Below are 20,786 nucleotides of genomic sequence, written 5' to 3'. Positions count from 1 at the left end.
AAAACAACGCGGTTAACTACCGGACTCTACCCGGTGACCGCACCAATAGGTCGGACCTAGTTCCTTCCTGACGAACTGGAGAAGTTACATGGCTATAGGTGTTTGGATCAGTCTCATTGCGTACTTTGCGCTCATGGTCGCCATCGGTATTTATGCGATGCGCAAATCCACCTCTTCCTCTGAAGATTACATGCTGGGTGGTCGTACCCTCAGCCCTAAAGTAGCGGCTCTGTCGGCCGGTGCTTCGGATATGAGTGGCTGGTTGCTGCTGGGTTTACCTGGGGCAATGTTTGTCTCTGGCTTAGGCTCCGCCTGGATCGGCATTGGTTTGCTCGTTGGGGCGTTATTCAACTGGATTCTGGTCGCTCCGCGCCTACGTGAACAGACCGTTCACTATGGCAATGCGATCACCATCCCAGCCTTTCTGGCAAACCGATTCCCGACCCGATCCATGTCACTGCGTACCGTGTCGGCTATTGTCATCGTAGTCTTTTTCGCAGTTTACACGGCCTCAGGCCTGGTGGCTGGCGGCAAGCTGTTTGAAAGCGCGTTCTCTGGCATTTACAACTTCGGGGATATGAGCAACTACGCCATGGGCGTCATGATCACCCTAGGCGTGGTGCTTATTTACACCGTTGTCGGTGGTTTCCTGGCCGTGAGCATGACCGACTTCGTACAGGGCTGCATCATGATGCTGGCCCTGGTGATCATGCCGGCGGTGGTACTCTTTGGTGAAGGTGGCGGCGGCTTTTCTCAGGCCTCACAAACGCTGAATGAGGTCGACCCCACCCTGCTCTCCTGGACATCAGGGCTCACCTTTATTGGCTGGCTTTCTGCCGTCACCTGGGGGCTGGGTTACTTCGGGCAGCCGCACATCATTGTGCGCTTCATGGCCATCCGGACACTCAAGGATGTACCGATTGCCCGTAACATCGGTATGGGCTGGATGCTGATCTCCCTGATCGGCGCCGTGTCTCTGGGTATCTTTGGCCGCGCTTATGCCATCCGTAATGGCCTGGATATCGAAGATCCGGAAACCATCTTTATCGTCCTGGCGAACCTGCTGTTCCATCCGCTGATTACCGGCTTCCTCTATGCGGCACTGCTTGCGGCGGTCATGAGTACCGTTTCCAGTCAGCTGTTAGTAGCCTCTTCATCACTGACTGAGGACTTCTACCGTCTGTTCCTGCACAAGACAGCCTCTGAGGCGCAGTGTGTGGCCGTCGGCCGTGTCAGTGTCGTACTGGTGGGCATTGTCGCAGCGGTGATTGCCTCTGACGAAAACTCCCAGGTTTTGGGGCTGGTCAGTAACGCCTGGGCAGGCTTCGGTGCGGCCTTTGGTCCGCTGATTATCCTATCGCTGATGTGGTCACGCACCAACGGCAATGGTGCTATCGCAGGCATGGTGGTAGGCGCGCTCACCGTAATGGTCTGGATTGCACTCGGCTGGAACGGCTCCTTTATGGGTGGCCCAGGCGTTTACGAGATTATCCCTGGCTTTATCGCCTCCTTCATTGCCATCATCGTAGTCAGCAATGCCACCGACGATGCCGGTGAATATCAGCATATCGAACGCAAATAAGCGCTCAAGATACATTAGCGTATCAAGAGGGCTCCCGCGGGAGCCCTCTTCAGGTTAGAGAACGACTACATTCTAACCGACGCAGCAACGCCAAACTGTCGGCTAGCAAGGAGAGACCCTGTATGAACGATCATCTGCATAGCGACGTGAGTGATCTACGCTCACGCATTCGCAGCCATTATGATGCCAACGAGGCAGATGTGCTGCATGGGCTTTTAGAGCGTATCAAGCTGTCGGAGGATGACCGCAAGAAGGTCGCTGCAGTCGGTGCCAAATACGTGGAGCGTGTGCGTAAGGAAAGGTCGCCCTCGATGATGGAGGCGTTCCTGGCCGAGTACGGGCTCTCGACCACCGAGGGCGTCGGCCTGATGTGCCTGGCAGAAGCGCTGCTGCGCGTGCCCGATGCGGAAACCATCGACGACCTGATCCACGACAAGATTGAACCCTCCGACTGGGGCGCCCACCTAGGCAAGTCTTCATCTTCAATGGTCAATGCCTCTACTTGGGCGCTGCTGCTTACCGGTAAGGTGCTGGAAGAAGACCCCAAGGGCCCGACCCGAGCGCTGCGCGGACTGGTACGCCGTATGGGCGAGCCGGTGGTGCGTAAGGCGGTTGGCCAATCGATGAAGATTCTCGGCCGCCAGTTCGTGCTTGGCCAGACCATCGAAGAGGGCATGAAGAATGCCCGCGAGCTAGAGAAGCAGGGCTACACCTACTCCTACGATATGCTGGGCGAAGCGGCGCGCACTGACGAAGATGCCGTTCGCTATCACGAGGCTTATGCCAAGGCGATCACCGCCATCGCCGAGCAGGCCAAGGGCGATGTGCGCGGCAGCCCTGGCATCTCGGTAAAACTCTCGGCGCTACATCCGCGCTATGAATACACCCACCGTGACACGGTGATGGCAGAGCTGTTGCCCCGGGCCAAAGAGCTTGTGCAGCAGGCAGCCAAGGCCAATATCGGTTTCAATATCGACGCCGAAGAGCAGGATCGGCTAGACCTCTCCCTCGACGTGATCGAGGCGCTAATGGCCGACCCCAGCCTGGACGGTTGGGATGGCTTCGGGGTGGTCGTTCAAGCTTACGGGCGCCGCGCCGCGCCGATGATCGAAACCCTCTACGAACTCGCCGAACGCTTCGACCGCAAAATCATGGTACGCCTGGTGAAAGGCGCTTACTGGGATACCGAGATCAAGCTCTCCCAGGAGATGGGGGTCAAGACCTTCCCGGTTTTCACCCGCAAGGTTAACACCGACGTCAGTTACATGGCCTGCGCGCAGATGCTGCTCGACCGTCGCGACCGCATCTATCCGCAGTTCGCCACCCACAACGCCCACACCTGCGCCGCCGTCGCGGAAATGGCAGGCGACGACAAGGACAGCTACGAGTTCCAGCGCCTGCATGGCATGGGCGAGTCGCTGCACCACATCGTCAAAGAGACAGAAGGCACCCACTGCCGCATTTACGCCCCGGTCGGCGCCCACCGCGACCTGCTGGCCTACCTGGTACGTCGCCTGCTGGAGAACGGCGCCAACTCCTCGTTCGTTAACCAAGTGGTAGATAGCTCGATTCCACCAAGCGACGTTTCAAAGGATCCCATTGAAGCGTTTAAGCAACTCGGTAACGACGTTTCAAGCCCGTTGATCCGCCAGCCCGGCGAGCTGTTTGCGCCTGAGCGCAAAAACTCCAAGGGCTACCGGATCAATGAGCCCGCCTCAATCCTGCCACTGCTCAATGCTCGCGAAGCGTTTGCCGACGCCACCTGGACAGCAGGCCCCATGCTGGTGGGCAACCCCGCACCCAAGGGCCCGGCGCGTGATGCCGTCTCCCCTGCCGACGGCTCACGGGTAATTGGCAAGGTGCATGAAGCCACCCCGGAAGAGGTCGCCACTGCCCTTGATGCCGCCGAACAAGGTTTTAAAGAGTGGTCTGCACGCCCAGCGGCCGAGCGCGCCGCGGTACTGCGCCGCACCGCCGATCTCTACGAAGAGCACATCGCTGAGCTGACCGTGATCACCACCCGTGAAGCGGGCAAGATGATGTTCGACGGCATCGCCGAAGTGCGCGAAGCGGTGGATTTCCTGCGCTACTACGCCAACGAAGGCGAGCGGTTGGAAGCCGAAGAGCCCGGCAGCGCCCGCGGCATCTTCGTCTGCATCAGCCCATGGAACTTCCCCCTGGCCATCACCACCGGGCAAATTGCTGCTGCTCTGGTGGCCGGTAACGCGGTAATCGCCAAGCCCGCCGAACAGACGCCACTGATTGCTGCCCGCGCCGTCGAGCTGATGCGTGAGGCTGGCCTACCGGAAGCGGCACTGCAGTTACTGCCTGGCGATGGCCCAACGGTGGGTGGCCCGCTGACCAGCGACCCTCGTATCGCCGGTGTCTGCTTCACCGGCTCGACCCCGGTAGCCCAAATCATCCACAAGGCGCTGGCCGAAAACGCGGGCTCCGATGCAATACTGATTGCCGAAACCGGTGGGCTAAACTCCATGATCGTGGACTCCACGGCGCTGACCGAACAGGCGGTGCGCGATATCCTGATCTCCTCCTTCCAGTCAGCTGGTCAGCGCTGTTCCGCGCTGCGCATGCTGTATGTCCAGGAAGAGGCCCGAGACCGCCTGCTCAATATGCTCTACGGCGCCATGGACGCACTCACCATTGGCGACCCCTGGAACACGGACACCGACGTGTCACCGGTGATCGACACCGATGCCCAGACCGAAATCAGCGACTATGTGGCAGCACAAGAGAAAGCCGGCAAAGTGCTCAAGAGGCTGCCCGCGCCGGAAACCGGCACCTTCGTCACTCCTGCGGTGATTGATGTTGGCGGCATTGAGGATCTCGAACGTGAAATCTTCGGCCCGGTGTTGCACGTCGCCACCTTCAAGGCGCGGGATATCGACAAGGTGGTCGACGACATCAATGGCAAGGGCTACGGACTAACCTTCGGCCTGCATACCCGTATCGACGACCGCGTGCAGCAGATCGTCGAGCGCATTCATGTCGGCAACGTCTACGTTAACCGTAACCAGATCGGCGCCATCGTTGGCTCCCAGCCGTTCGGTGGCGAGGGGCTTTCAGGCACCGGGCCCAAGGCCGGTGGCCCGCTCTACGTCAATCGCTTCCGCCGCACCACGGAGGCTGAACACGTTGAGGCGCCAGAAGGAAAAGCCGTATCACTTAGCGATCTCCAGACAGCTCTTGATGAACTGGATGCGCGCAACTGGGCGGTACGACCCAATCGAATCGAGGTGCTGCGCAAGGCACTCTCCGGCAAAGGTGGCGTAATCCGCAAGGCGCTTGCCGAAACAGCAGCCTTGGATATGACGCCGCAGACATTGCCGGGGCCGACAGGTGAAAGCAACCGCCTGGCGATGTACCCCAAGGGCGTGGTGCTATGTCTAGGGCCAACCCTGGATATCGCCATCGCGCAAGCAGCGCAGGCCCTAGGCACGGGCTGTGCGGCCGTCGTGGTCGCACCCGGCGCTGCACAGGCCGTGAAGCCATTGATCGATGCCGGCGTGCCGGTGGCCGGGCTTGATGGCAGCGTTTCAACCGAGACGTTGAGCGAGGTCAATGGGATTGCGGCAGTCGCCGCCGCTGGCAACAGCGACTGGACGCGTGAACTGCGCATTGCGCTGGCCAAGCGCGACGGCGCCATCATACCGCTCGAGACCCAGACCATCTCGCCGGATCGCTACGTGGTAGAACGCCATCTATGCATCGACACCACCGCGGCGGGCGGTAACGCCAGCCTGTTGGCCACAGCTGAATAGGTCGGCGCTAAATGGTGGGAGCTTAGGAGGTGAGCGGGCGGATTAATGACTCTCGCCCTCCTCCTGGGCTAAGCAAACGCTGTTCAAAGTCTAAGCTATCAAGATTAGCCGCTACTCGTTAGCGGCTTTTTTGTATTTGGCAGCCGGTTTTTCCGACTCTTGGTTGCTCAGCGCAGAATGACTTCTGTCAGACAGATAATGGCACTTGTGGGAGGTAGCTTTAGCTCGCGACCGTTCAGGCTACCAGCCCGACAAAATGAGGAGGGCCTGCGCAGCCTTGGGTGCATAGCGCCTAGACCTTGTCTAACAACCTTTGCCCTGGATCAATAATCCACTCCCTGGGTCTCGTTACACTGGCTTCATCGTTAAGCGGCTATCGAATGGCCGCCCAGCTTTGCAACTAGTTAGTCGTTTAAAACTGGCTGTTTTAACACCAGGAGTGAACCCATGCGTAAAGCCGCCCTGCCTACCCTACTTGTATCCACTGTTGCCGCTGCGGCAATGATGACCAGCAGCCAGGCATTCGCCTACGGCGCTGGCGATTTCTTCACCCGCGTGGGTGTTGCTAAAGTTGCCCCCACCAGCGACAACGGCTCACTGGCCAACGGTGCGCTATCGGTGGATGTACAGGATGAAACCAACTTCGCGTTCACCTTGGGCTATCGCTTCCACGATAAAGTCGGCGTGGAACTGCTGGCGGCGCTGCCGTTCGAGCACGATATCCATTTGAACGGCGACAATATCGCCTCCACCAAGCACCTGCCGCCGACCCTAACGCTGCAGTACTACCCGCTAGGTGGCACTCAGTCCCGCGTACAGCCCTATGTCGGTGCGGGCATTAACTACACCCACTTCTCCGATGAAGAACTGACGATTGGTGATTTAGACCTGGATGACTCCTGGGGTGCAGCGGGCCAGGTAGGCGTTGATTTACTTATTGATGATCACTGGGCGCTGAACGCCGCGGCTTGGTACATCGATATCGATACCGATGCCAGCGTTAATGGTGCGGGAGTAGGTACCGTTGAGATCGATCCTCTCGTGGTGATGGCAGGCCTCAGCTACCGCTTCTAGGCTGCCTGCAAAACCGCTAGCGGATGTTATCCACAAAGCCTGCCTCACGGCGGGCTTTGTGCATTTAGTGGTATTCCGCTTTAAGCGCTTTCAGTGACGATCTGATCGACCTTCTCTACCGCACGCACAACCAGCAGCTGGTGGTGTGCAGGTGTTTTTTCCTGCTGCAAGTAGGCTGCCACGGCGGGAGCTACCTCGCACTTTGCGGGCATGGCGGCACGCGCATCCATCAGGGCGTTCAAGCGGGTAATAAACACAAAGCGTATCCATTGCGGCAGCGACATGGTGTCGATGCAAAACGGCTGCTGGCTGGCAAATGCCTCTGCATCGGGTGTTGGCATGCGCCATAGATCGGCGGCTTTCATCGACGCTTCTAGCTCTAAAAGCGCTGTCTGCAGCGGTTGATAAGTACTCATAAAGTCGCTTGTCACTACCTTGAGAAATGAATAAGTGTATCGTCTGCCCATTATCCCCACTCAGCGAGCACCTTGCCACCTACCAACGCTCGCGGGAAGTTATCCATAGACTCACAGAAAACCTGCACGAGCCTGTGGATAAACTATGGAAAGGTGTCGCAACGCTTGCTCTCATGGGGCTTTCGCAGAGTTGATTAATTTTTAACCGCATTGTCATTAATGCTAATGACTTAAGGCACGGTCATTAACACCATGTTTTATCAGTCACTGCGGCTGACAGTGCCACATCAGCAAGGTAGAGTGCAGGCTTGCAACGCGGAAGGATGTTATGCAACCGATTCAAACCCTTGATGAGTTTTTTACCCGCAGCGGTGGCGAGGTTTCCCTTTACCATATGGGGCGCCATGTCGTGCCCTGCCCGCGGGAGTCACTCGCCGCCTTTGAAGGTGGCGAAATGGCCTGGCCAGAACCCTGGCAAGGCCAAGCGCGCTTAGCCATTGTGTTTCGCCTTGGCGATATGCCCGAACCGGCTATCTGGTTCTTAGCCTTGCCGCTGGATGAGCAGGGCATGATAGCCCCCGCCCAGCGCGATGCGTTTTTAAACCGCCTGCTGGAAACACTGGGGCGCGCGGTTTCTAACGTGGGTCGTGAAGAAACAGCGGACGTAGATCACTTAATGAAGGATAATCCCCTCGCCTTCACGCCTAGCGTCACTTTCCAAGCCATGCTCAATGCCCGTGCTACCCACGACAGAGGGCTGTCGGCCAGCCAACATTTGGAGCCCGTTGAGGCCTACTTAAGTGGCCAGCAAACGATTGATTGGCAGGCGCTGGGATTACAAGGGATTGCCGATTACGTCGTGCGTATGGCAACACCTGACGCCGAATCGTTAGCACAGCGCCTGCCTGAACTGCCCACCACCGTTATCCACTCATTGTGCTACTGTTTAGAGCACCAGCCGTTGCCGCAGTCGTTGGTCGTTGCACTGCAACGATGTGGGGAAGCCGCCGCACAAGTGGGCGACATTGAAACCCTGTGTGCCTGTCTGCGTGCAGTGGGTAATACGGACACATCAGCGGTGGGTGATTGGTATACGGCCTTACTTAACGACCCAGCGGCCTGTGGGCCGGATGTTCTGGCGGCCATCGCCGGGCGCGGCTGGGGCTATTTGGAAGACGCGCAGCGCCTGCCACTTTTTCTGCAACGCTTAGCAGAAGATGAGCGTAGCGATTTTGCCGCCGTCGTGCGTGATATTGCGTTAATACCACGTCTACGCTTACCGGTCATGATGGCACTGCGGGATGCGCCTACTGGCTCCGCTACTCAACGCCGTTTGACACAGATGATGTCACAGAGGAACGCTTGATCCGATGTCACTTTTAATTGCAAGGAGTGAGCCGTGAAGGAATTACCCTATCAGGCCAAAGCGGTCATTGGCCGCCGCGAGATGGTGACGCTACCTGAGCTAGGGCTTCACCTATGCTGTAAAGCTGACACTGGCGCGCGAACATCTGCGCTGCATGCAGAAGAGATAGAGACACACGAAGACGAACATGGTCAACTATGGGTCAGTTTTATTACTCACAGTGGCGGCCCGGAAACACCGGCTCACCGCTACAGCTTGCACTTGCATGATCGGCGCCGCGTTACCAGCTCCAACGGTCATAGCGAGTGGCGTTATGTCATACGTACCCCTATGCAGATGGGCGATTTGAATTTTCCAGTTGAACTGACCCTTACTGACCGCAGCAATATGCGGCATCCGATGCTACTGGGACGCCGCGCCATGCGTCGTCTCATGGTGGCGCCCGGTGCTGCATTTTTGCACGGTGAGCCTTAACCCCCCTTATTAGTCGCCTTAATTTAAGCTCGGAGTCTCCTACATGCATATCGCTCTGCTGTCACGCAATCGCAATTTGTACTCTACCCGCCGACTGGTTGAAGCCGCAGAGCAGCGTGGGCATACCGCCCGCGTGGTGGATACGCTGCGCTGCTATATGAGCATTACCTCGCACCACCCTTCGATTCACTATAAAGGCCAGGAAATTGAGCCTTTCGATGCGGTGATTCCGCGCATTGGTTCATCGGTGACTTTTTACGGCTGCGCGGTGCTGCGTCAATTTGAAATGATGGGTACCTACGTTATCAACGATAACGTCTCGATTACCCGTTCGCGGGATAAATTGCGCTCGCTGCAACTGCTGTCACGCAAAGGCTTGGGGCTGCCGATTACCGGCTTTGCCCACTCCCCCGACGACATTCCCGATTTGATTACCATGGTCAAAGGCGCTCCACTGGTCATCAAACTGCTCGAAGGCACCCAGGGAATTGGCGTGGTATTGGCGGAAACCAATCAGGCGGCTGAGTCCGTCATTCAGGCCTTCATGGGCATGAAAGCCAATATCATGGTGCAGGAGTACATCAAAGAAGCCCGTGGCGCTGACATTCGCTGCTTTGTGATCGGTGATAAGGTCGTCGCCTCAATGAAGCGCCAGGCGGCAGATGGTGAGTTTCGTTCGAACCTACACCGCGGCGGCACTGCCAGCGTGATCCGGATCACGCCTGAAGAGCGTTCAACGGCTATTCGCGCCGCCAAGGCCATGGGTCTGCGCGTGGCGGGCGTCGACCTGCTGCGTTCCAATCACGGGCCGGTGATTATGGAGGTTAACTCTTCACCTGGTTTGCAGGGCATTGAGAACGCAACCGGTAAAGATATTGCCGGAATGATTATTGAACACATTGAAAGAAACGCCATGCCTGCCCGCAAAGCACCACCCAAGCCTAAAGGCTAAGGCAAAATATTAAAATAATCCGCTTCGGGGGTGGCAAATATGCGCTGTCACCCCCACAATCTGCGTCACCGAAGGAGGTAGACGCTCATGTTTCTCGATAATCGCCAAGTGGCGATGGACAGCGTATTGGAAGCGCTGGCCGATAGCATTGATTATTTCCAAGACAATATTGAACGCCTGCGCCCCTCGCTGCGTGACGCTTTAAAGCCGCATTACGCTGCACGGCTTAAGCAGATGCGCAAGTTGCAGGAGCTTGCCCGTGCGCATTTGAAAATGCTGCCCCGGGATGCGGACGTTGAGCGCGATGATTTTTTATGGCTGTGGAGTCGCCTTAAAAGCTTCGTCGGCAACGATAGCCAAGTACTCATCAATGAGCTATTGGAGCAAGAGCGTGTCTTAATGCAGGCGCTCTCCTCGCTATACACCCATCCGTTACCCGATCCGATCGAACCGGTGGTCGAAGAGTGCATGCAGGGGTGCCGTAAGCTTATCCGCGAGCTGTATGCGCTGCAAAAGCGCAAAACGCACCGTTAAGGGGCTGCAAAGCGCTCGTTTAGCGAAGGCAGGATAAGATCGATGGGCGCCCGCCTAGGTAACTCGATGGGCTCGGGCGTACCGAGAAAATAGGGCTCCCTCCCCCACACATAGAGATCCCCCAGGGTGGCCACACGCGCTGCCCATTCGCGCAGCTTTAAACGCCATCCCACCGTTACGTTAGGGTCATCTGCCACGCAGCCAGTCACGTCGATACCTAGCTCACGACCAATATAGACCGCGCGGGGAAGGTGCCAGCTCTGGGTGATCAGCAGGGCTTTCTCTAGTTGAAACACATCCCGGGCACGCGCCAGCGTGTCATAGGTACTAAAGCCCGCAAAATCCATGGTCAACTGCTCAGAGGCCACGCCCCGCCGATACAGTTCACGCCACATGGCTCTTGGCTCATTATACGCCTGGGTACGGTTATCCCCGGAAAGCAACAGATGCTCCACCTGGGACTGCTCAATTAAGGTAGCAGCCGTTCGCATGCGCGCATGGAAGTGTGGGTTTCGCCCTCCTCTACGGGTCCAGTGAGACGTGCCGAAGACAATTCCCACCTCCGCCGGGCGACACTGCTGTGGCTGACGCTCAATATAAGCGGCAGTCGTCGCGAGTACCCAAAAATTGCCACCTATAAACAGCAATGTCGCCAGCAGCAGTAGCGCTCCTAGCGACATTAATAACCGCTTCGACCACGTTAATAACACGTTATGCATCCAGCTCCCCAGCCGGGGTTAGAACATGCCGAGTTCAAGCTTGGCCTCGTCACTCATCATGTCACGGCTCCAGGGGGGACTGAAGACTATTTCGGTGTGTACTTTGCTGATCTGTGGCGCACCGAGAATCTTATTGCGCGCATCCGCGGCGATCACATCGCCCATCCCACAGCCGGGCGCCGTCAGCGTCATGCGAATGGTAACAAGCCGCTCGCCGCTAATCAGGCGTTCAATTCGGCAACCATAGACCAGCCCAAGATCAACGATATTGACCGGAATTTCCGGGTCAAAGCAGGTACGCAGCTGATCCCACACGAACTGCTCTATCTCCTGTTCAGAAGCCGTTTCCGGCAGCGTAGGACGCGGTAAAGGCTCAAGCCCCAGGGCATCCAGGTTGCTCCCTTCGATTAAGTAGAGCCGCCCCTCAAAACCGACGCTTACCGTACTGCCCTTCGCCTGCATAACGCTAACAACGCTGTCTTCGGCCAGTGTTTCCGTACTACCAAACGGAATGGCAATGGCGTCCACATCGCGCTGGAGAGGTAACTGTTGGCCACGCTCTAGACTGGCAACTTGCTCAAGATCCATAACTGTCCTTATGACGATTCTTAAAGAACCGACCTTAACGCACCATACCAATGACACGTTGGAGTGCTTCTACAAAGCGATCCACTTCTTCGAGGGTATTATACGCCGCAAAAGAAGCACGGCACGTTGCGTCTACCCCGAAGTGGTGCAACAAGGGCTGCGCGCAGTGGTGACCGGTACGAATAGCGACGCCAAGCTGATCGATCAGTAGACCGATATCTTGGGAGTGGGCACCTTCAACGATAAAAGAGAGCACTGCCGCTTTATTTGGCGCCGTGCCTAGAATACGCAGGCCATCAATGTTACCCACCGCCTGGGTCGCGTGATTCAGCAGTTGGCCTTCCCAGGCTCCGATCGCCGCTATACCAGTGCTCTCCATCCACTCGAGGGCTCGGCCCAGGGCGATTACCTCCGCAATAGCGGGCGTACCCGCTTCAAACTTGTGCGGAATAGCGGCGAAGGTGGTGCCCACATCAAAGGAGACCGTGCTGATCATCTCACCGCCGCCCTGCCAGGGTGGCATGGTTTCAAGCAGCGCATGCTTGCCGTAGAGCACGCCCACGCCCGTCGGCCCATACACCTTATGGCCGGAAAATGCATAGAAGTCGGCATCAATGGCCTGCACATCGACCACTTGGTGGGGTGCTGCCTGGGCGCCATCAACCAGAATAAGCGCACCCTGCTGATGAGCATGGGCTGCCATCTCTTGCACCGGGTTAACGGTACCCAGAGCGTTTGAGACGTGGTTGACCGCTACCAGCTTGGTGCGCTCACTCAATAGCTCACGGTAAGCGGCCATATCCAGTGCGCCGGTAGCCTCAACGGGTATCACCTTGATGGTGAAGCCTATCTCGGCGGCCAACAGTTGCCAGGGCACGATATTGGAGTGGTGCTCCAACATCGAAATCAGCACCTCATCGCCCGGCGCAAGATTTGTACGTCCCCAGCTATTCACAACCAGGTTAATCGCTTCTGTGGTGCCGCGGGTAAAGATGATCTGGCGTGCATCTTCCGCATTAAGGAACCCTTTAACCCGTTGGCGCGTACCTTCAAACGCCGCCGTTGCCTCATCGGCGAGGGTATGCAGCCCACGGTGAATATTGGCGTTATAGCGCGAGTAGTAATCGCTAAAGACGTCAATCACCTGTTGAGGCGTCTGGCTGGTGGCCGCGTTGTCTAAATAGATCAGCGGCTTGCCGTGCACCTCACGGGCCAGCACCGGAAAGTCCTGGCGCAGGCGCATAACATCAAAAGTCGCTGACGCTGGGCTGGTTTGCAAAGCACTCGCTTGCAAAGGGCTGAGCGTTGGCTCAATAACGGAATGTGGCATCAGACGCTCCTGATTGTTTAATGGCGCTAGTCGTTAAGTGAAACCGCCGCTTCGACCAATCCGGCAAGATTGAAACGCTCGGGCAGCTTGCCCGCAACCGCTAATTCCACGCGCTCGGCAATCTCATCCAGAGTCACTTTTTCCAACACTTCGCCAGCAAAAGCGAGCGTTAGCAGTCCGCGAGCGGTGGCTTCATCGATACCGCGGGTACGCAGCGCGTAGATCGCCTCTTCGTCTAACTGGCCCGTGGTGGTGCCGTGGGAGCACTTAACGTCATCGGCGTAGATCTCAAGCTCAGGCTTGGCATCGATGTGAGCGCGATCCGATAGCAGCAGGTTTTGGTTGCTCTGAAAACCTTCGATCTTCTGGCTATCGCGCTTGACGTAGACCTTGCCGTTAAACACCCCGTGGGCGCGGTCATCCAGAATGCCCTTGTAGTTCTCGTTGGAGAACGTCAGCGGCGCATTGTGGTTGACCTTGGTGTGGTTGTCGACGTGCTGACGCCCCTGACCAAAGAACAGGCCCAGGAAGTTGGTTTCCGCCCCCTGGCCATTCAAATCGCTGATCAGGTCGTTGCGCACCAGTGCGCCGCCCAGGCTCAGGTTGTAAGAGGTATAGCGCGTATCGCGTCCCTGCTCCACGTGGATGCTTGCCACGTGCATATCACCCAACGGCGCTTCTTGCAGCTTGTAGTGGGCCAGGATCGCGCCACGGTCAAGCATCAACTCGCCTACTACGTTGGTGAAGTTAGTCGCTTCGCTTTCGCCAGTATAGTGCTCAATCAGCGTCGCTTCGCTACGCCCACCGGCTTCCACCAATACACGCGGATGGCACATCACCGGCTGTCCCGCACGGGACAGAAACTGCAGCAGGATGGGTTTCTCAACCACCGTTCCCGGTGCAATGCGTACCACGGCGCCCTCTTCCATAAACGCCGTGTTGAGCGCGGCGAAGGGCGAGAAATCAACCCCGGTTAAGCGCCCCAGCGGGCCACCCACGGCTTCATGGTTCTCTTCTAGCGCCTTGGAGAGCGGCAACACCTGTACGCTCGACGGCAATGAATCCACATCCGAGAGCGCCGATGAGAACACGCCATCCACAAAGGTCAGGCGGTAAGCATCAATCGGCAGCGTTAGCGCCGCGGCAGTGGCCGGAGAGAACTCGGCGTTGTCGGCTATCGCAAAGTTACCCTGGGCGATCGAACGCACATCGGTGTACTTCCACTCTTCATCACGGCGAGTGGGGAAACCCAGCGCTTCAAAACGCGCGGCTCCGGCTTGACGACGCGCAGCGATCCAGGTGGGTTCCGCCGTGTAGTTCGAGCTGCGCGCCTTCAGGGTGTCTAAAAAGGTTTGCGTATCGCTCATGCCACAGACTCCTCGATACCTTCGTACCCATTGGCTTCCAGCTGTTTAGCCAGCTCGGCGTCGCCGGTTTTAACAATACGGCCATCGACCAGGACGTGAACCTTGTCCGGCACGATGTAATCCAGCAGGCGCTGGTAGTGAGTGACCAGCAGAATGGCACGATCTTCAGCGCGCAGGCTATTAACGCCGTCGGCGACAATTTTCATGGCGTCGATATCGAGGCCAGAATCGATCTCATCCAGCATGGCAAGCTTTGGCTGCAGCACCAGCATTTGCAGAATCTCGTTGCGCTTTTTCTCACCGCCGGAGAAGCCTTCGTTAACGGCGCGCTGGAGGAAGCTGGCGTCCATTTTCATGTAGCCCAGCTTCTCTTTCACCAGCTTCATAAACTCCGGCGCGGGCATTTCGCCTTCGCCGCGGGCTACCCGCTGGGCATTAAGCGCCGACTTCAGCAGGTAAATGTTTTTAACCCCTGGAATCTCGACCGGATACTGGAAACCCAGCAGCAAACCGGCCTGGGCGCGCTCTTCGATCTCCATTTCAAGCACGTCTTTGCCTTCAAAGGTAATCGTGCCCTGTGTAACTTCGTAGCCATCTTTACCGGCAATCACCGCGGATAGCGTCGATTTACCCGCGCCGTTCGGCCCCATAATGGCGTGCACTTCACCCGCCTTGATGGTCAGGGTCAGCCCTTTGAGGATTTCATTACCTTCGACGGAGACGTGTAAATCATTCACTTGCAACATATTGATTACCTTCTAATTCTGACGAGTCGCTACGGCGACACTGATATAATTAAGTAGTCTAAACAGCTAACGATTAACCTACCGCGCCTTCCAGGGTCACGTTGAGCAGCGCTTCGGCTTCAACGGCGAACTCCATGGGCAGCTCTTGGAAGACGTCCTTACAGAAACCATTCACAATCATGCTGACGGCGTCCTCTTCCGAGATACCGCGGCTCTGACAGTAGAACAGCTGGTCTTCACCGATTTTCGAGGTGGTCGCTTCGTGCTCAATGGTCGCCGTGCTATTGCCAATTTCCTGATACGGGAAGGTGTGTGCACCGCACTTATCGCCAATCAGCAGGGAGTCGCACTGGGTAAAGTTACGCGCCCCTTTGGCACGCGGGCCGATTTTCACCAGGCCGCGATAGGACTGATCACTTCTGCCTGCGGAGATACCCTTAGCAACGATATAGGAACGCGTGCCTTCGCCAATGTGAATCATCTTGGTGCCGGTATCGGCCTGTTGGCGACCGTTGGTAACGGCGACTGAGTAGAACTCGCCAATACTGTCTTTGCCGCGCAGCACGCAGGAAGGGTACTTCCAGGTAATGGCGGAGCCGGTTTCAACCTGCGTCCAGCTAATCCGTGAACGGTCGCCACGGCAATCACCGCGCTTGGTCACGAAGTTATAGATACCACCGACACCATTCTCGTCACCGGGGTACCAGTTCTGCACGGTGGAGTATTTGATATAGGCGTCATCCAGAGCGACAAGCTCGACCACGGCAGCGTGAAGCTGATTTTCGTCGCGCATCGGCGCCGTACAGCCTTCCAGATAAGAGACCTGGGCACGGCTTTCGCAAATAATCAGCGTGCGCTCAAACTGGCCGGTGTTGGCCGCGTTAATGCGGAAATAGGTGGACAACTCCATGGGGCAAGTCACGCCTTCCGGCACAAACACAAAGGAGCCATCGGTAAACACCGCTGAGTTCAGCGCGGCAAAGTAGTTGTCCGCCACGGGCACCACGGTGCCCAAGTACTGCTTGATCAGCTCCGGGTAGTCGCGAATAGCTTCCGAAATCGAGCAGAAAATAACCCCGGCTTCGCCCAGCTGCTTCTTAAACGTGGTGGCGACCGAAACGGAGTCAAACACCGCATCGACCGCAACGCCTGCCAGCGCGGCGCGTTCGTGCAGCGGAATGCCCAGCTTCTCGTAGGTTTCCAGCAGCTTGGGATCCACTTCATCCAGGCTTTGCGGGCGGTCTTCCGGGCGCTTTGGCGCACTAAAATAGGAGATCGATTGGTAATCAATCGGCGGATAGTCCAGATGCGCCCAGGAAGGGGCTTCCATCTTCAACCACTGGCGGTAGGCATCCAAACGCCACTCCAGCATCCACTCCGGCTCGCCCTTCTTTTTAGAGATAAAGGCGATGGTGTTTTCATCCAGGCCAGGTGGCAGGGTGTCGCTCTCAATATCGGTTACAAAGCCATCTTTGTATTCGCGACGAACCAACTGTTCCATTTCTTCGCTTGCCATGGTGATACCCTCCGGGCAGTTGGGTGGCGAGGTCATCGCCTTTAATAATAAATTAGGCCTGCTGGTCTTGCGCCGCCGTTAGGCCGACGCCGCCGACAGACTGATCGTTTGAATAGGCAGTTGGACTGGCAGCTTAATCGGCGCTGTATCGGCCAGATGCGCCAGCGTTACGCTCTCTAGCAGCGTACGCATGGCCAAGGAGACCCGCTGCCAGTTATCTGCCACACCGCAGGTAGCCACAAGCTCACAATCGCCTTCTGCTTGGCTGCACTCGGTCATGGCGACGGGGCCTTCAATCGCCGCAATAATATCGGCGGCAGTAATCTGCGATGCGGGCCGGGCCAGACGGTAACCGCCTTGGGCGCCACGCTGAGAAACCAGCAGCCCTGCCCGCACTAGCATTTTGAGCGTTTTACTCACCGTCGGATGGGGCAACTGCACGGCCTCTGCTAACTCTGCCGCTGCATGCGACGCCTGGGAATGGCGGGCAATTTGCGCCATGACCACTGCGGCATAGTCTGTCAGCCGAGAAAGCTTAAGCATGTCGACTCCCTTTATGTCATCAGTACGCAGCAAATCAAATGGTCGCCACATCAATTGAGTACCATTTTAGTCCTGTATAAATTTGATGTGAAGCCCCTGAGCAAAATGGATAGCAATTTACGCAAAATATCGGCACGTTCGCCGCTAATCGCATCAAAAACAACAATCATTATCATTTAAAAAAGCTATAGCTGCGGCCTGGCCGGCTTTGCATTGATTAGCCGCCTCTGCTAGCGTCAAAAAGGTATTAGATGCCCCTACTGTAGGAGGCATCGCGATCATTCGAGGAGGTAACTATGGATGCAGCAGTAAACAACATGGTAAATGCAACGCTGGATATGAGGCAGGCACAAACGATCCAACAAGCTCAATTCAGCGTTTTCAAAGATGCTCTAGACGGGCAGGCAGCGCAGATAACGGCACTAATAGACGGCGCTGCGGAACCTCAGCTGGCGACAAGTGGCAGCGTAGGTACGCAAATTAACACCACTGCGTAGCTCTCGTGGATAGTTAAAAAGTAAATAGCCCCCTGGCAGAGGAGGCTATTTTTTTGTCTATTACTAATGGCTTTAGGCTTTTTTGACAAATTCTGATTTCAGCTTCATTGGGCCGATACCATCAATTTTGCAGTCGATGTCGTGATCGCCGTCTACCAAGCGGATGCTTTTCACTTTGGTACCTACTTTAACCACCAGGGAACTGCCCTTAACCTTCAAGTCCTTGATTACCGTGACGCTATCACCGTCGGCTAGCATATTGCCATTGGCATCGCGTACGCCTGACGTGTCATCGGCTCCCTCTTCTTCTGCTACCTTTGACCACTCGTGGCCACACTCTGGGCAGACATATTGAAGGCCATCATCATAACTATACTCAGAGGCACAGGCAGGACAGTTAGGCAGATCGCTCATCACAAGGCTCCATCACTTGGCTTAGGTAAAGGGCTAAGAAAGCGATGGAGCCTACACGGGTTACGCAAAATGTCCAGCCAGTTTGCTAGATCAACCGCGCTGGTAGGTGCCGACCAGGCGGTTCATACCCAGCAGATTGGGCTCTACCTCTTTGAGTAGTTCTGTCAGCGTGAGCCCTTCAGGAAGCGAGGTTTGATGATCCAGCGCCAGCACCCAGAAATAATAAAGATGCTTGCCGTGCCCTTCTGGCGGCATCGGGCCACAATAACCTGTATCGCCTTTATCATTTGCGCCGACGGTGCCCACCGCCGTCTTTTCCGTTAATTCCTGGATATCGCCGGGTAGGTTATAGAGTACCCAGTGGACAAAGCCGTAGTTACCGTCTTTAACCAGCGGGGCGTCAGGATCGTGACAGATCACCGCAAACCCCTTGGTTCCTTCAGGCGCACCCTGCCAAGCAAGCGCTGGCGAAACATCTTCGCCCTCCCCTGTGTGCTTAGCAGGGATCGCTTGATGGTCAGCAAACGCCGAGCTGGTAACCTTCATTGATGAAAGTGCAAATGCCATGCTTCTCTCCTTGGTTTATCGGGTGTGTCTTTCGTACACAGTCTAGCAATTCCACCGGCCTTGTTTCTTCAGGCGGCGCTTCACCCAGACATCATAAAGCGACCGCAATCCCGGTTTAATGCCTGGAAGACCAATGATCCAGGCAGCAGGCGCCAACAAGGGAATACGCTTCATTAATAAACGGTAAGCATCGATCCCCTCCACCAATTGCCCAGATGCCGTTTCGATATGCAGAGAGCGCAGCGCCATGTCGGGATCGACGCCCTTTTGCTGTAGCACCTGATGATGTTCACTCACATCAAGCCAAGCGATATCAGCGGCATGCCGCCCCGACCAGCGCTCATAGCGACGCCGCTCTTTACGACACAGCGAGCACTGCGCATCGTAAAAGACATTGATAGAGGTATTCTTGGGCATATAGCCTCTCTAGTTAACGTCACTAAAGCAGTGTGGCATTTTCAGTACTAGTCGCAAACCTTTACATTTTCACTGCTGATTTAGGCTACTGCCATGACATCTGAGTTCAAAAAACAGCTATTAATTGTTGCCCATGCCCCTTCGGCAAATACGCGCCTACTGCGCGATGCGGCCTTCCAGGGAGCTAGCCATCCCGACCTTGAACAGATGCACTGCGTGGTAAAAGCGCCCCTGGAAGCAGGCCCAGAGGATGTACTTGCCTGCGATGCGATTCTGCTCGGCACCACGGAAAACCTGGGCTATATGAGCGGCGCGCTCAAGGATTTTTTTGATCGCAGCTACTATCCTGTCATTGAAAAGAAACAGGGATTACCCTGCGCGCTCTATATTCGCGCGGGGCACGATGGCACGGGCACCCAACGAGCAGTAGAGAGCATCACCACTGGCTTACGCTGGCGATGGGTACAGGCACCGCTCATTTTACGCGGCGAGTGGCAGCCCTCATTTGCAGATCAGGTAGAAGAGCTCAGCATGACCCTAGCGTTTAGTGTTGAGAGTGGCATTGTCTGAGAGCGGCATCGTTTGAGAGTGATATTGTATAACCTCGTCTAGCCTGCCTTACTGTAGATAAGCATTTCGTGCCCATTGTGCGATTAAAGGGCTGCAGTAACTTGTTGGAATTTACTGCTGTGACTTATCGCACGCACATTAGGTAGCCATTATGCATAAAGTCATTGCTTTCTATGATGATCGGGTGCTCGCTCACGAGCCCAATATTGACGCCGACTTTCTACCGCAACGAATCGATAAGCGCATTCGACATCTGCTTTCAGGGCTTCCTGTGCCATGGAAATACCCCGAGCACCCCGGCCGCTTGAAAGCTATTCAGCACCTGCTTGAGAAAGCGCCCATTGCGGGCCTACACATTGAAGGTGGCAAAGCAGCCACCCATGATCAACTCGCCAGAGTGCATACCACTTCCTATCTAAGCGATATTTTTAGCCTACGCGGGAAAAATGCCTGGCTGGATGTGGATACCACAGCGGTCTCACCGGGAAGCGTAGATGCCGCCGAAGTCGCCGCCGGAACGGCCATTGCCGCAGTAGAAGCCGTAATGGAGAAGCGCGCTAAAAGCGCCTTTGCACTTGTGCGCCCGCCTGGACACCACGCAGAGCCCGTTCGCGCCCGCGGATTTTGTTTATTCAACAATGTGGCAGTCGCCGCAGCCCATGCGCGCAGCGCACTGGGTTGCGAAAGAGTGCTGATTGTTGATTGGGATGCCCATCACGGTAACGGCACCCAGGATATTTTCTGGGCAGAACCGGACGTAATGTTTTTCGATATTCACCGCGCAGCACCCTTCTATCCCGGCTCAGGCCATCTGGAAGAAGTGGGCGCCGGTTTAGCTGAAGGCACCACGATTAATGTTCCGTTACCGGCTGGCGCTGGCGACGAAGCGTACCTCAAGGCGTTTCGCGATATTCTTGCCCCGGCCGCAGCGTGGTTCAAGCCCGACATTATTTTAGTCTCGGCAGGATTTGACCCCCACTGGCACGATTTGGCCTTAAACGTTTCCTATGAAGGTTTTGGCGCACTGACCGGATTCATGCAAAAACTGGCCGAACAACACTGCGATGGCCGTTTGGTGTTTGTATTAGAGGGCGGCTATAACCTTGAGTCACTGGCCAACGGCACTAGAGCCGTACTTGCCGTATTGGCGGGCAACACCGTGCCTGTGCCCGATACCTGCGGCATTGCGGAAGTCCAAGCCGCAGCGGATTTCCACCGCACGGCCTTTCAATCGGAATAGTTGCTTTGACAATAAAAACGGCACCTCGCATGAACTGACCCCATAAACTTGGACAGTGAAAAACTAAGCGGCCAAGGCCTGATTTCGGTACTGCA

General features: G+C 56.3%; 21 protein-coding genes. 10 read left to right on the top strand and 11 right to left on the bottom strand.

Annotation, left to right across the window (positions count from 1 at the left end; genetic code table 11):
- Window positions 1–88: 88 nt before the first annotated feature.
- The 3 genes from putP (at window position 89) to JI62_RS12575 (ending at window position 6,435) form a co-directional block, all read left to right on the top strand.
- Window positions 89–1,582, top strand: coding sequence for a sodium/proline symporter PutP (putP, locus tag JI62_RS12585; RefSeq protein WP_088700497.1), 1,494 nt, complete (start codon window positions 89–91; stop codon window positions 1,580–1,582).
- Window positions 1,583–1,704: 122 nt separating this feature from the next.
- Window positions 1,705–5,361 (top strand): bifunctional proline dehydrogenase/L-glutamate gamma-semialdehyde dehydrogenase PutA, encoded by a 3,657-nt coding sequence (gene putA, locus JI62_RS12580; RefSeq protein WP_088700496.1) that lies wholly within the window; start codon window positions 1,705–1,707, stop codon window positions 5,359–5,361.
- Window positions 5,362–5,808: 447 nt separating this feature from the next.
- Complete coding sequence (locus JI62_RS12575) at window positions 5,809–6,435, top strand: OmpW/AlkL family protein (protein WP_088700495.1); 627 nt, start codon at window positions 5,809–5,811, stop codon at window positions 6,433–6,435.
- Window positions 6,436–6,515: 80 nt separating this feature from the next.
- On the opposite strand, the gene JI62_RS12570 is transcribed toward JI62_RS12575, so the two are convergent.
- On the bottom strand, window positions 6,516–6,851 hold the full coding sequence (locus tag JI62_RS12570) for a YqcC family protein (RefSeq protein ID WP_088700494.1): 336 nt from the start codon (window positions 6,849–6,851) through the stop codon (window positions 6,516–6,518).
- Between the two features lie 328 nt (window positions 6,852–7,179).
- Here JI62_RS12570 and JI62_RS12565 point away from each other — a divergent pair, with 328 nt between their 5' ends.
- From JI62_RS12565 to JI62_RS12550, 4 genes are all read left to right on the top strand, one after another.
- A complete protein-coding gene (locus tag JI62_RS12565) occupies window positions 7,180–8,217 on the top strand; it encodes a DUF3549 family protein (protein WP_088700493.1) in 1,038 nt (345 codons plus the stop codon).
- Window positions 8,218–8,250: 33 nt separating this feature from the next.
- Window positions 8,251–8,691, top strand: a complete 441-nt coding sequence (locus JI62_RS12560) for an ATP-dependent zinc protease family protein (RefSeq protein WP_088700492.1) — start codon at window positions 8,251–8,253, stop codon at window positions 8,689–8,691.
- A 43-nt stretch (window positions 8,692–8,734) separates the two neighbouring features.
- Window positions 8,735–9,643, top strand: coding sequence for a 30S ribosomal protein S6--L-glutamate ligase (rimK, locus tag JI62_RS12555; protein WP_088700491.1), 909 nt, complete (start codon window positions 8,735–8,737; stop codon window positions 9,641–9,643).
- Window positions 9,644–9,730: 87 nt separating this feature from the next.
- Window positions 9,731–10,177 carry a hypothetical protein gene (locus JI62_RS12550; protein WP_088700490.1) on the top strand — a complete coding sequence of 149 codons (447 nt, stop codon included), beginning with the start codon at window positions 9,731–9,733 and terminating at the stop codon, window positions 10,175–10,177.
- Here JI62_RS12550 and JI62_RS12545 read toward each other — a convergent pair.
- From JI62_RS12545 to JI62_RS12515, 7 genes are all read right to left on the bottom strand, one after another.
- Entirely contained in the window at window positions 10,174–10,896 is a 723-nt protein-coding gene (locus JI62_RS12545) for a SanA/YdcF family protein (protein ID WP_088700489.1), read from the bottom strand. The genes JI62_RS12550 and JI62_RS12545 overlap by 4 nt on opposite strands.
- 18 nt (window positions 10,897–10,914) lie before the next feature.
- The gene (sufT, locus tag JI62_RS12540; RefSeq protein WP_088700488.1) at window positions 10,915–11,484 is read right to left on the bottom strand and encodes a putative Fe-S cluster assembly protein SufT; all 570 of its coding nucleotides are present in this window, start codon (window positions 11,482–11,484) and stop codon (window positions 10,915–10,917) included.
- Between the two features lie 34 nt (window positions 11,485–11,518).
- Window positions 11,519–12,814 carry a cysteine desulfurase gene (locus JI62_RS12535; RefSeq protein ID WP_088700487.1) on the bottom strand — a complete coding sequence of 432 codons (1,296 nt, stop codon included), beginning with the start codon at window positions 12,812–12,814 and terminating at the stop codon, window positions 11,519–11,521.
- Window positions 12,815–12,840: 26 nt separating this feature from the next.
- The gene (gene sufD, locus JI62_RS12530) at window positions 12,841–14,181 is read right to left on the bottom strand and encodes a Fe-S cluster assembly protein SufD (RefSeq protein ID WP_088700486.1); all 1,341 of its coding nucleotides are present in this window, start codon (window positions 14,179–14,181) and stop codon (window positions 12,841–12,843) included.
- Window positions 14,178–14,927, bottom strand: coding sequence for a Fe-S cluster assembly ATPase SufC (sufC, locus tag JI62_RS12525; protein ID WP_035580283.1), 750 nt, complete (start codon window positions 14,925–14,927; stop codon window positions 14,178–14,180). The genes sufD and sufC overlap by 4 nt, the downstream gene beginning before the upstream one ends.
- Window positions 14,928–15,000: 73 nt before the next feature.
- A complete protein-coding gene (sufB, locus tag JI62_RS12520; RefSeq protein ID WP_022522975.1) occupies window positions 15,001–16,443 on the bottom strand; it encodes a Fe-S cluster assembly protein SufB in 1,443 nt (480 codons plus the stop codon).
- A 78-nt stretch (window positions 16,444–16,521) separates the two neighbouring features.
- Complete coding sequence (locus JI62_RS12515) at window positions 16,522–16,986, bottom strand: SUF system Fe-S cluster assembly regulator (protein WP_022522974.1); 465 nt, start codon at window positions 16,984–16,986, stop codon at window positions 16,522–16,524.
- A gap of 296 nt (window positions 16,987–17,282) precedes the next feature.
- Between JI62_RS12515 and JI62_RS12510 the strand changes: the two genes are divergently transcribed.
- Window positions 17,283–17,483 carry a putative motility protein gene (locus JI62_RS12510; protein ID WP_088700485.1) on the top strand — a complete coding sequence of 67 codons (201 nt, stop codon included), beginning with the start codon at window positions 17,283–17,285 and terminating at the stop codon, window positions 17,481–17,483.
- 72 nt (window positions 17,484–17,555) lie between these two features.
- Here JI62_RS12510 and JI62_RS12505 read toward each other — a convergent pair whose 3' ends face one another.
- The 3 genes from JI62_RS12505 to JI62_RS12495 all read right to left on the bottom strand — a co-directional run bounded on the left by JI62_RS12505 (window position 17,556) and on the right by JI62_RS12495 (window position 18,881).
- Window positions 17,556–17,897, bottom strand: coding sequence for a zinc ribbon domain-containing protein YjdM (locus JI62_RS12505; RefSeq protein WP_088700484.1), 342 nt, complete (start codon window positions 17,895–17,897; stop codon window positions 17,556–17,558).
- 90 nt (window positions 17,898–17,987) lie between these two features.
- Window positions 17,988–18,464, bottom strand: coding sequence for a YbhB/YbcL family Raf kinase inhibitor-like protein (locus tag JI62_RS12500; protein WP_088700483.1), 477 nt, complete (start codon window positions 18,462–18,464; stop codon window positions 17,988–17,990).
- 42 nt (window positions 18,465–18,506) lie between these two features.
- Window positions 18,507–18,881 carry a thiol-disulfide oxidoreductase DCC family protein gene (locus JI62_RS12495; RefSeq protein WP_088700482.1) on the bottom strand — a complete coding sequence of 125 codons (375 nt, stop codon included), beginning with the start codon at window positions 18,879–18,881 and terminating at the stop codon, window positions 18,507–18,509.
- A gap of 93 nt (window positions 18,882–18,974) precedes the next feature.
- Between JI62_RS12495 and JI62_RS12490 the strand changes: the two genes are divergently transcribed.
- Together JI62_RS12490 and JI62_RS12485 are read left to right on the top strand one after the other, a co-directional pair.
- Window positions 18,975–19,451, top strand: coding sequence for a flavodoxin family protein (locus tag JI62_RS12490; RefSeq protein ID WP_088700481.1), 477 nt, complete (start codon window positions 18,975–18,977; stop codon window positions 19,449–19,451).
- A 151-nt stretch (window positions 19,452–19,602) separates the two neighbouring features.
- Window positions 19,603–20,691, top strand: a complete 1,089-nt coding sequence (locus tag JI62_RS12485) for a histone deacetylase family protein (protein WP_088700480.1) — start codon at window positions 19,603–19,605, stop codon at window positions 20,689–20,691.
- Window positions 20,692–20,786 lie beyond the last annotated feature (95 nt).

The sequence above is a fragment of the Halomonas campaniensis genome (assembly GCF_002211105.1).
In the GTDB taxonomy this organism is placed as follows: Bacteria; Pseudomonadota; Gammaproteobacteria; order Pseudomonadales; family Halomonadaceae; genus Vreelandella; species Vreelandella campaniensis_A.
This window is presented reverse-complemented; position numbering and strand designations above follow the sequence as displayed.

What these genes read in the sequence shown, in the direction of transcription:
- putP (WP_088700497.1), top strand. Translation starts at nt 89, where the DNA reads ATGGCTATAGGTGTTTGGATCAGTCTCATTGCGTACTTTGCGCTCATG.
- putA (WP_088700496.1), top strand. Translation starts at nt 1,705, where the DNA reads ATGAACGATCATCTGCATAGCGACGTGAGTGATCTACGCTCACGCATT.
- JI62_RS12575 (WP_088700495.1), top strand. Translation starts at nt 5,809, where the DNA reads ATGCGTAAAGCCGCCCTGCCTACCCTACTTGTATCCACTGTTGCCGCT.
- JI62_RS12570 (WP_088700494.1), bottom strand. Translation starts at nt 6,851, where the DNA reads ATGAGTACTTATCAACCGCTGCAGACAGCGCTTTTAGAGCTAGAAGCG.
- JI62_RS12565 (WP_088700493.1), top strand. Translation starts at nt 7,180, where the DNA reads ATGCAACCGATTCAAACCCTTGATGAGTTTTTTACCCGCAGCGGTGGC.
- rimK (WP_088700491.1), top strand. Translation starts at nt 8,735, where the DNA reads ATGCATATCGCTCTGCTGTCACGCAATCGCAATTTGTACTCTACCCGC.
- JI62_RS12550 (WP_088700490.1), top strand. Translation starts at nt 9,731, where the DNA reads ATGTTTCTCGATAATCGCCAAGTGGCGATGGACAGCGTATTGGAAGCG.
- JI62_RS12545 (WP_088700489.1), bottom strand. Translation starts at nt 10,896, where the DNA reads ATGCATAACGTGTTATTAACGTGGTCGAAGCGGTTATTAATGTCGCTA.
- sufT (WP_088700488.1), bottom strand. Translation starts at nt 11,484, where the DNA reads ATGGATCTTGAGCAAGTTGCCAGTCTAGAGCGTGGCCAACAGTTACCT.
- JI62_RS12535 (WP_088700487.1), bottom strand. Translation starts at nt 12,814, where the DNA reads ATGCCACATTCCGTTATTGAGCCAACGCTCAGCCCTTTGCAAGCGAGT.
- sufD (WP_088700486.1), bottom strand. Translation starts at nt 14,181, where the DNA reads ATGAGCGATACGCAAACCTTTTTAGACACCCTGAAGGCGCGCAGCTCG.
- sufC (WP_035580283.1), bottom strand. Translation starts at nt 14,927, where the DNA reads ATGTTGCAAGTGAATGATTTACACGTCTCCGTCGAAGGTAATGAAATC.
- sufB (WP_022522975.1), bottom strand. Translation starts at nt 16,443, where the DNA reads ATGGCAAGCGAAGAAATGGAACAGTTGGTTCGTCGCGAATACAAAGAT.
- JI62_RS12515 (WP_022522974.1), bottom strand. Translation starts at nt 16,986, where the DNA reads ATGCTTAAGCTTTCTCGGCTGACAGACTATGCCGCAGTGGTCATGGCG.
- JI62_RS12510 (WP_088700485.1), top strand. Translation starts at nt 17,283, where the DNA reads ATGGATGCAGCAGTAAACAACATGGTAAATGCAACGCTGGATATGAGG.
- JI62_RS12505 (WP_088700484.1), bottom strand. Translation starts at nt 17,897, where the DNA reads ATGAGCGATCTGCCTAACTGTCCTGCCTGTGCCTCTGAGTATAGTTAT.
- JI62_RS12500 (WP_088700483.1), bottom strand. Translation starts at nt 18,464, where the DNA reads ATGGCATTTGCACTTTCATCAATGAAGGTTACCAGCTCGGCGTTTGCT.
- JI62_RS12495 (WP_088700482.1), bottom strand. Translation starts at nt 18,881, where the DNA reads ATGCCCAAGAATACCTCTATCAATGTCTTTTACGATGCGCAGTGCTCG.
- JI62_RS12490 (WP_088700481.1), top strand. Translation starts at nt 18,975, where the DNA reads ATGACATCTGAGTTCAAAAAACAGCTATTAATTGTTGCCCATGCCCCT.
- JI62_RS12485 (WP_088700480.1), top strand. Translation starts at nt 19,603, where the DNA reads ATGCATAAAGTCATTGCTTTCTATGATGATCGGGTGCTCGCTCACGAG.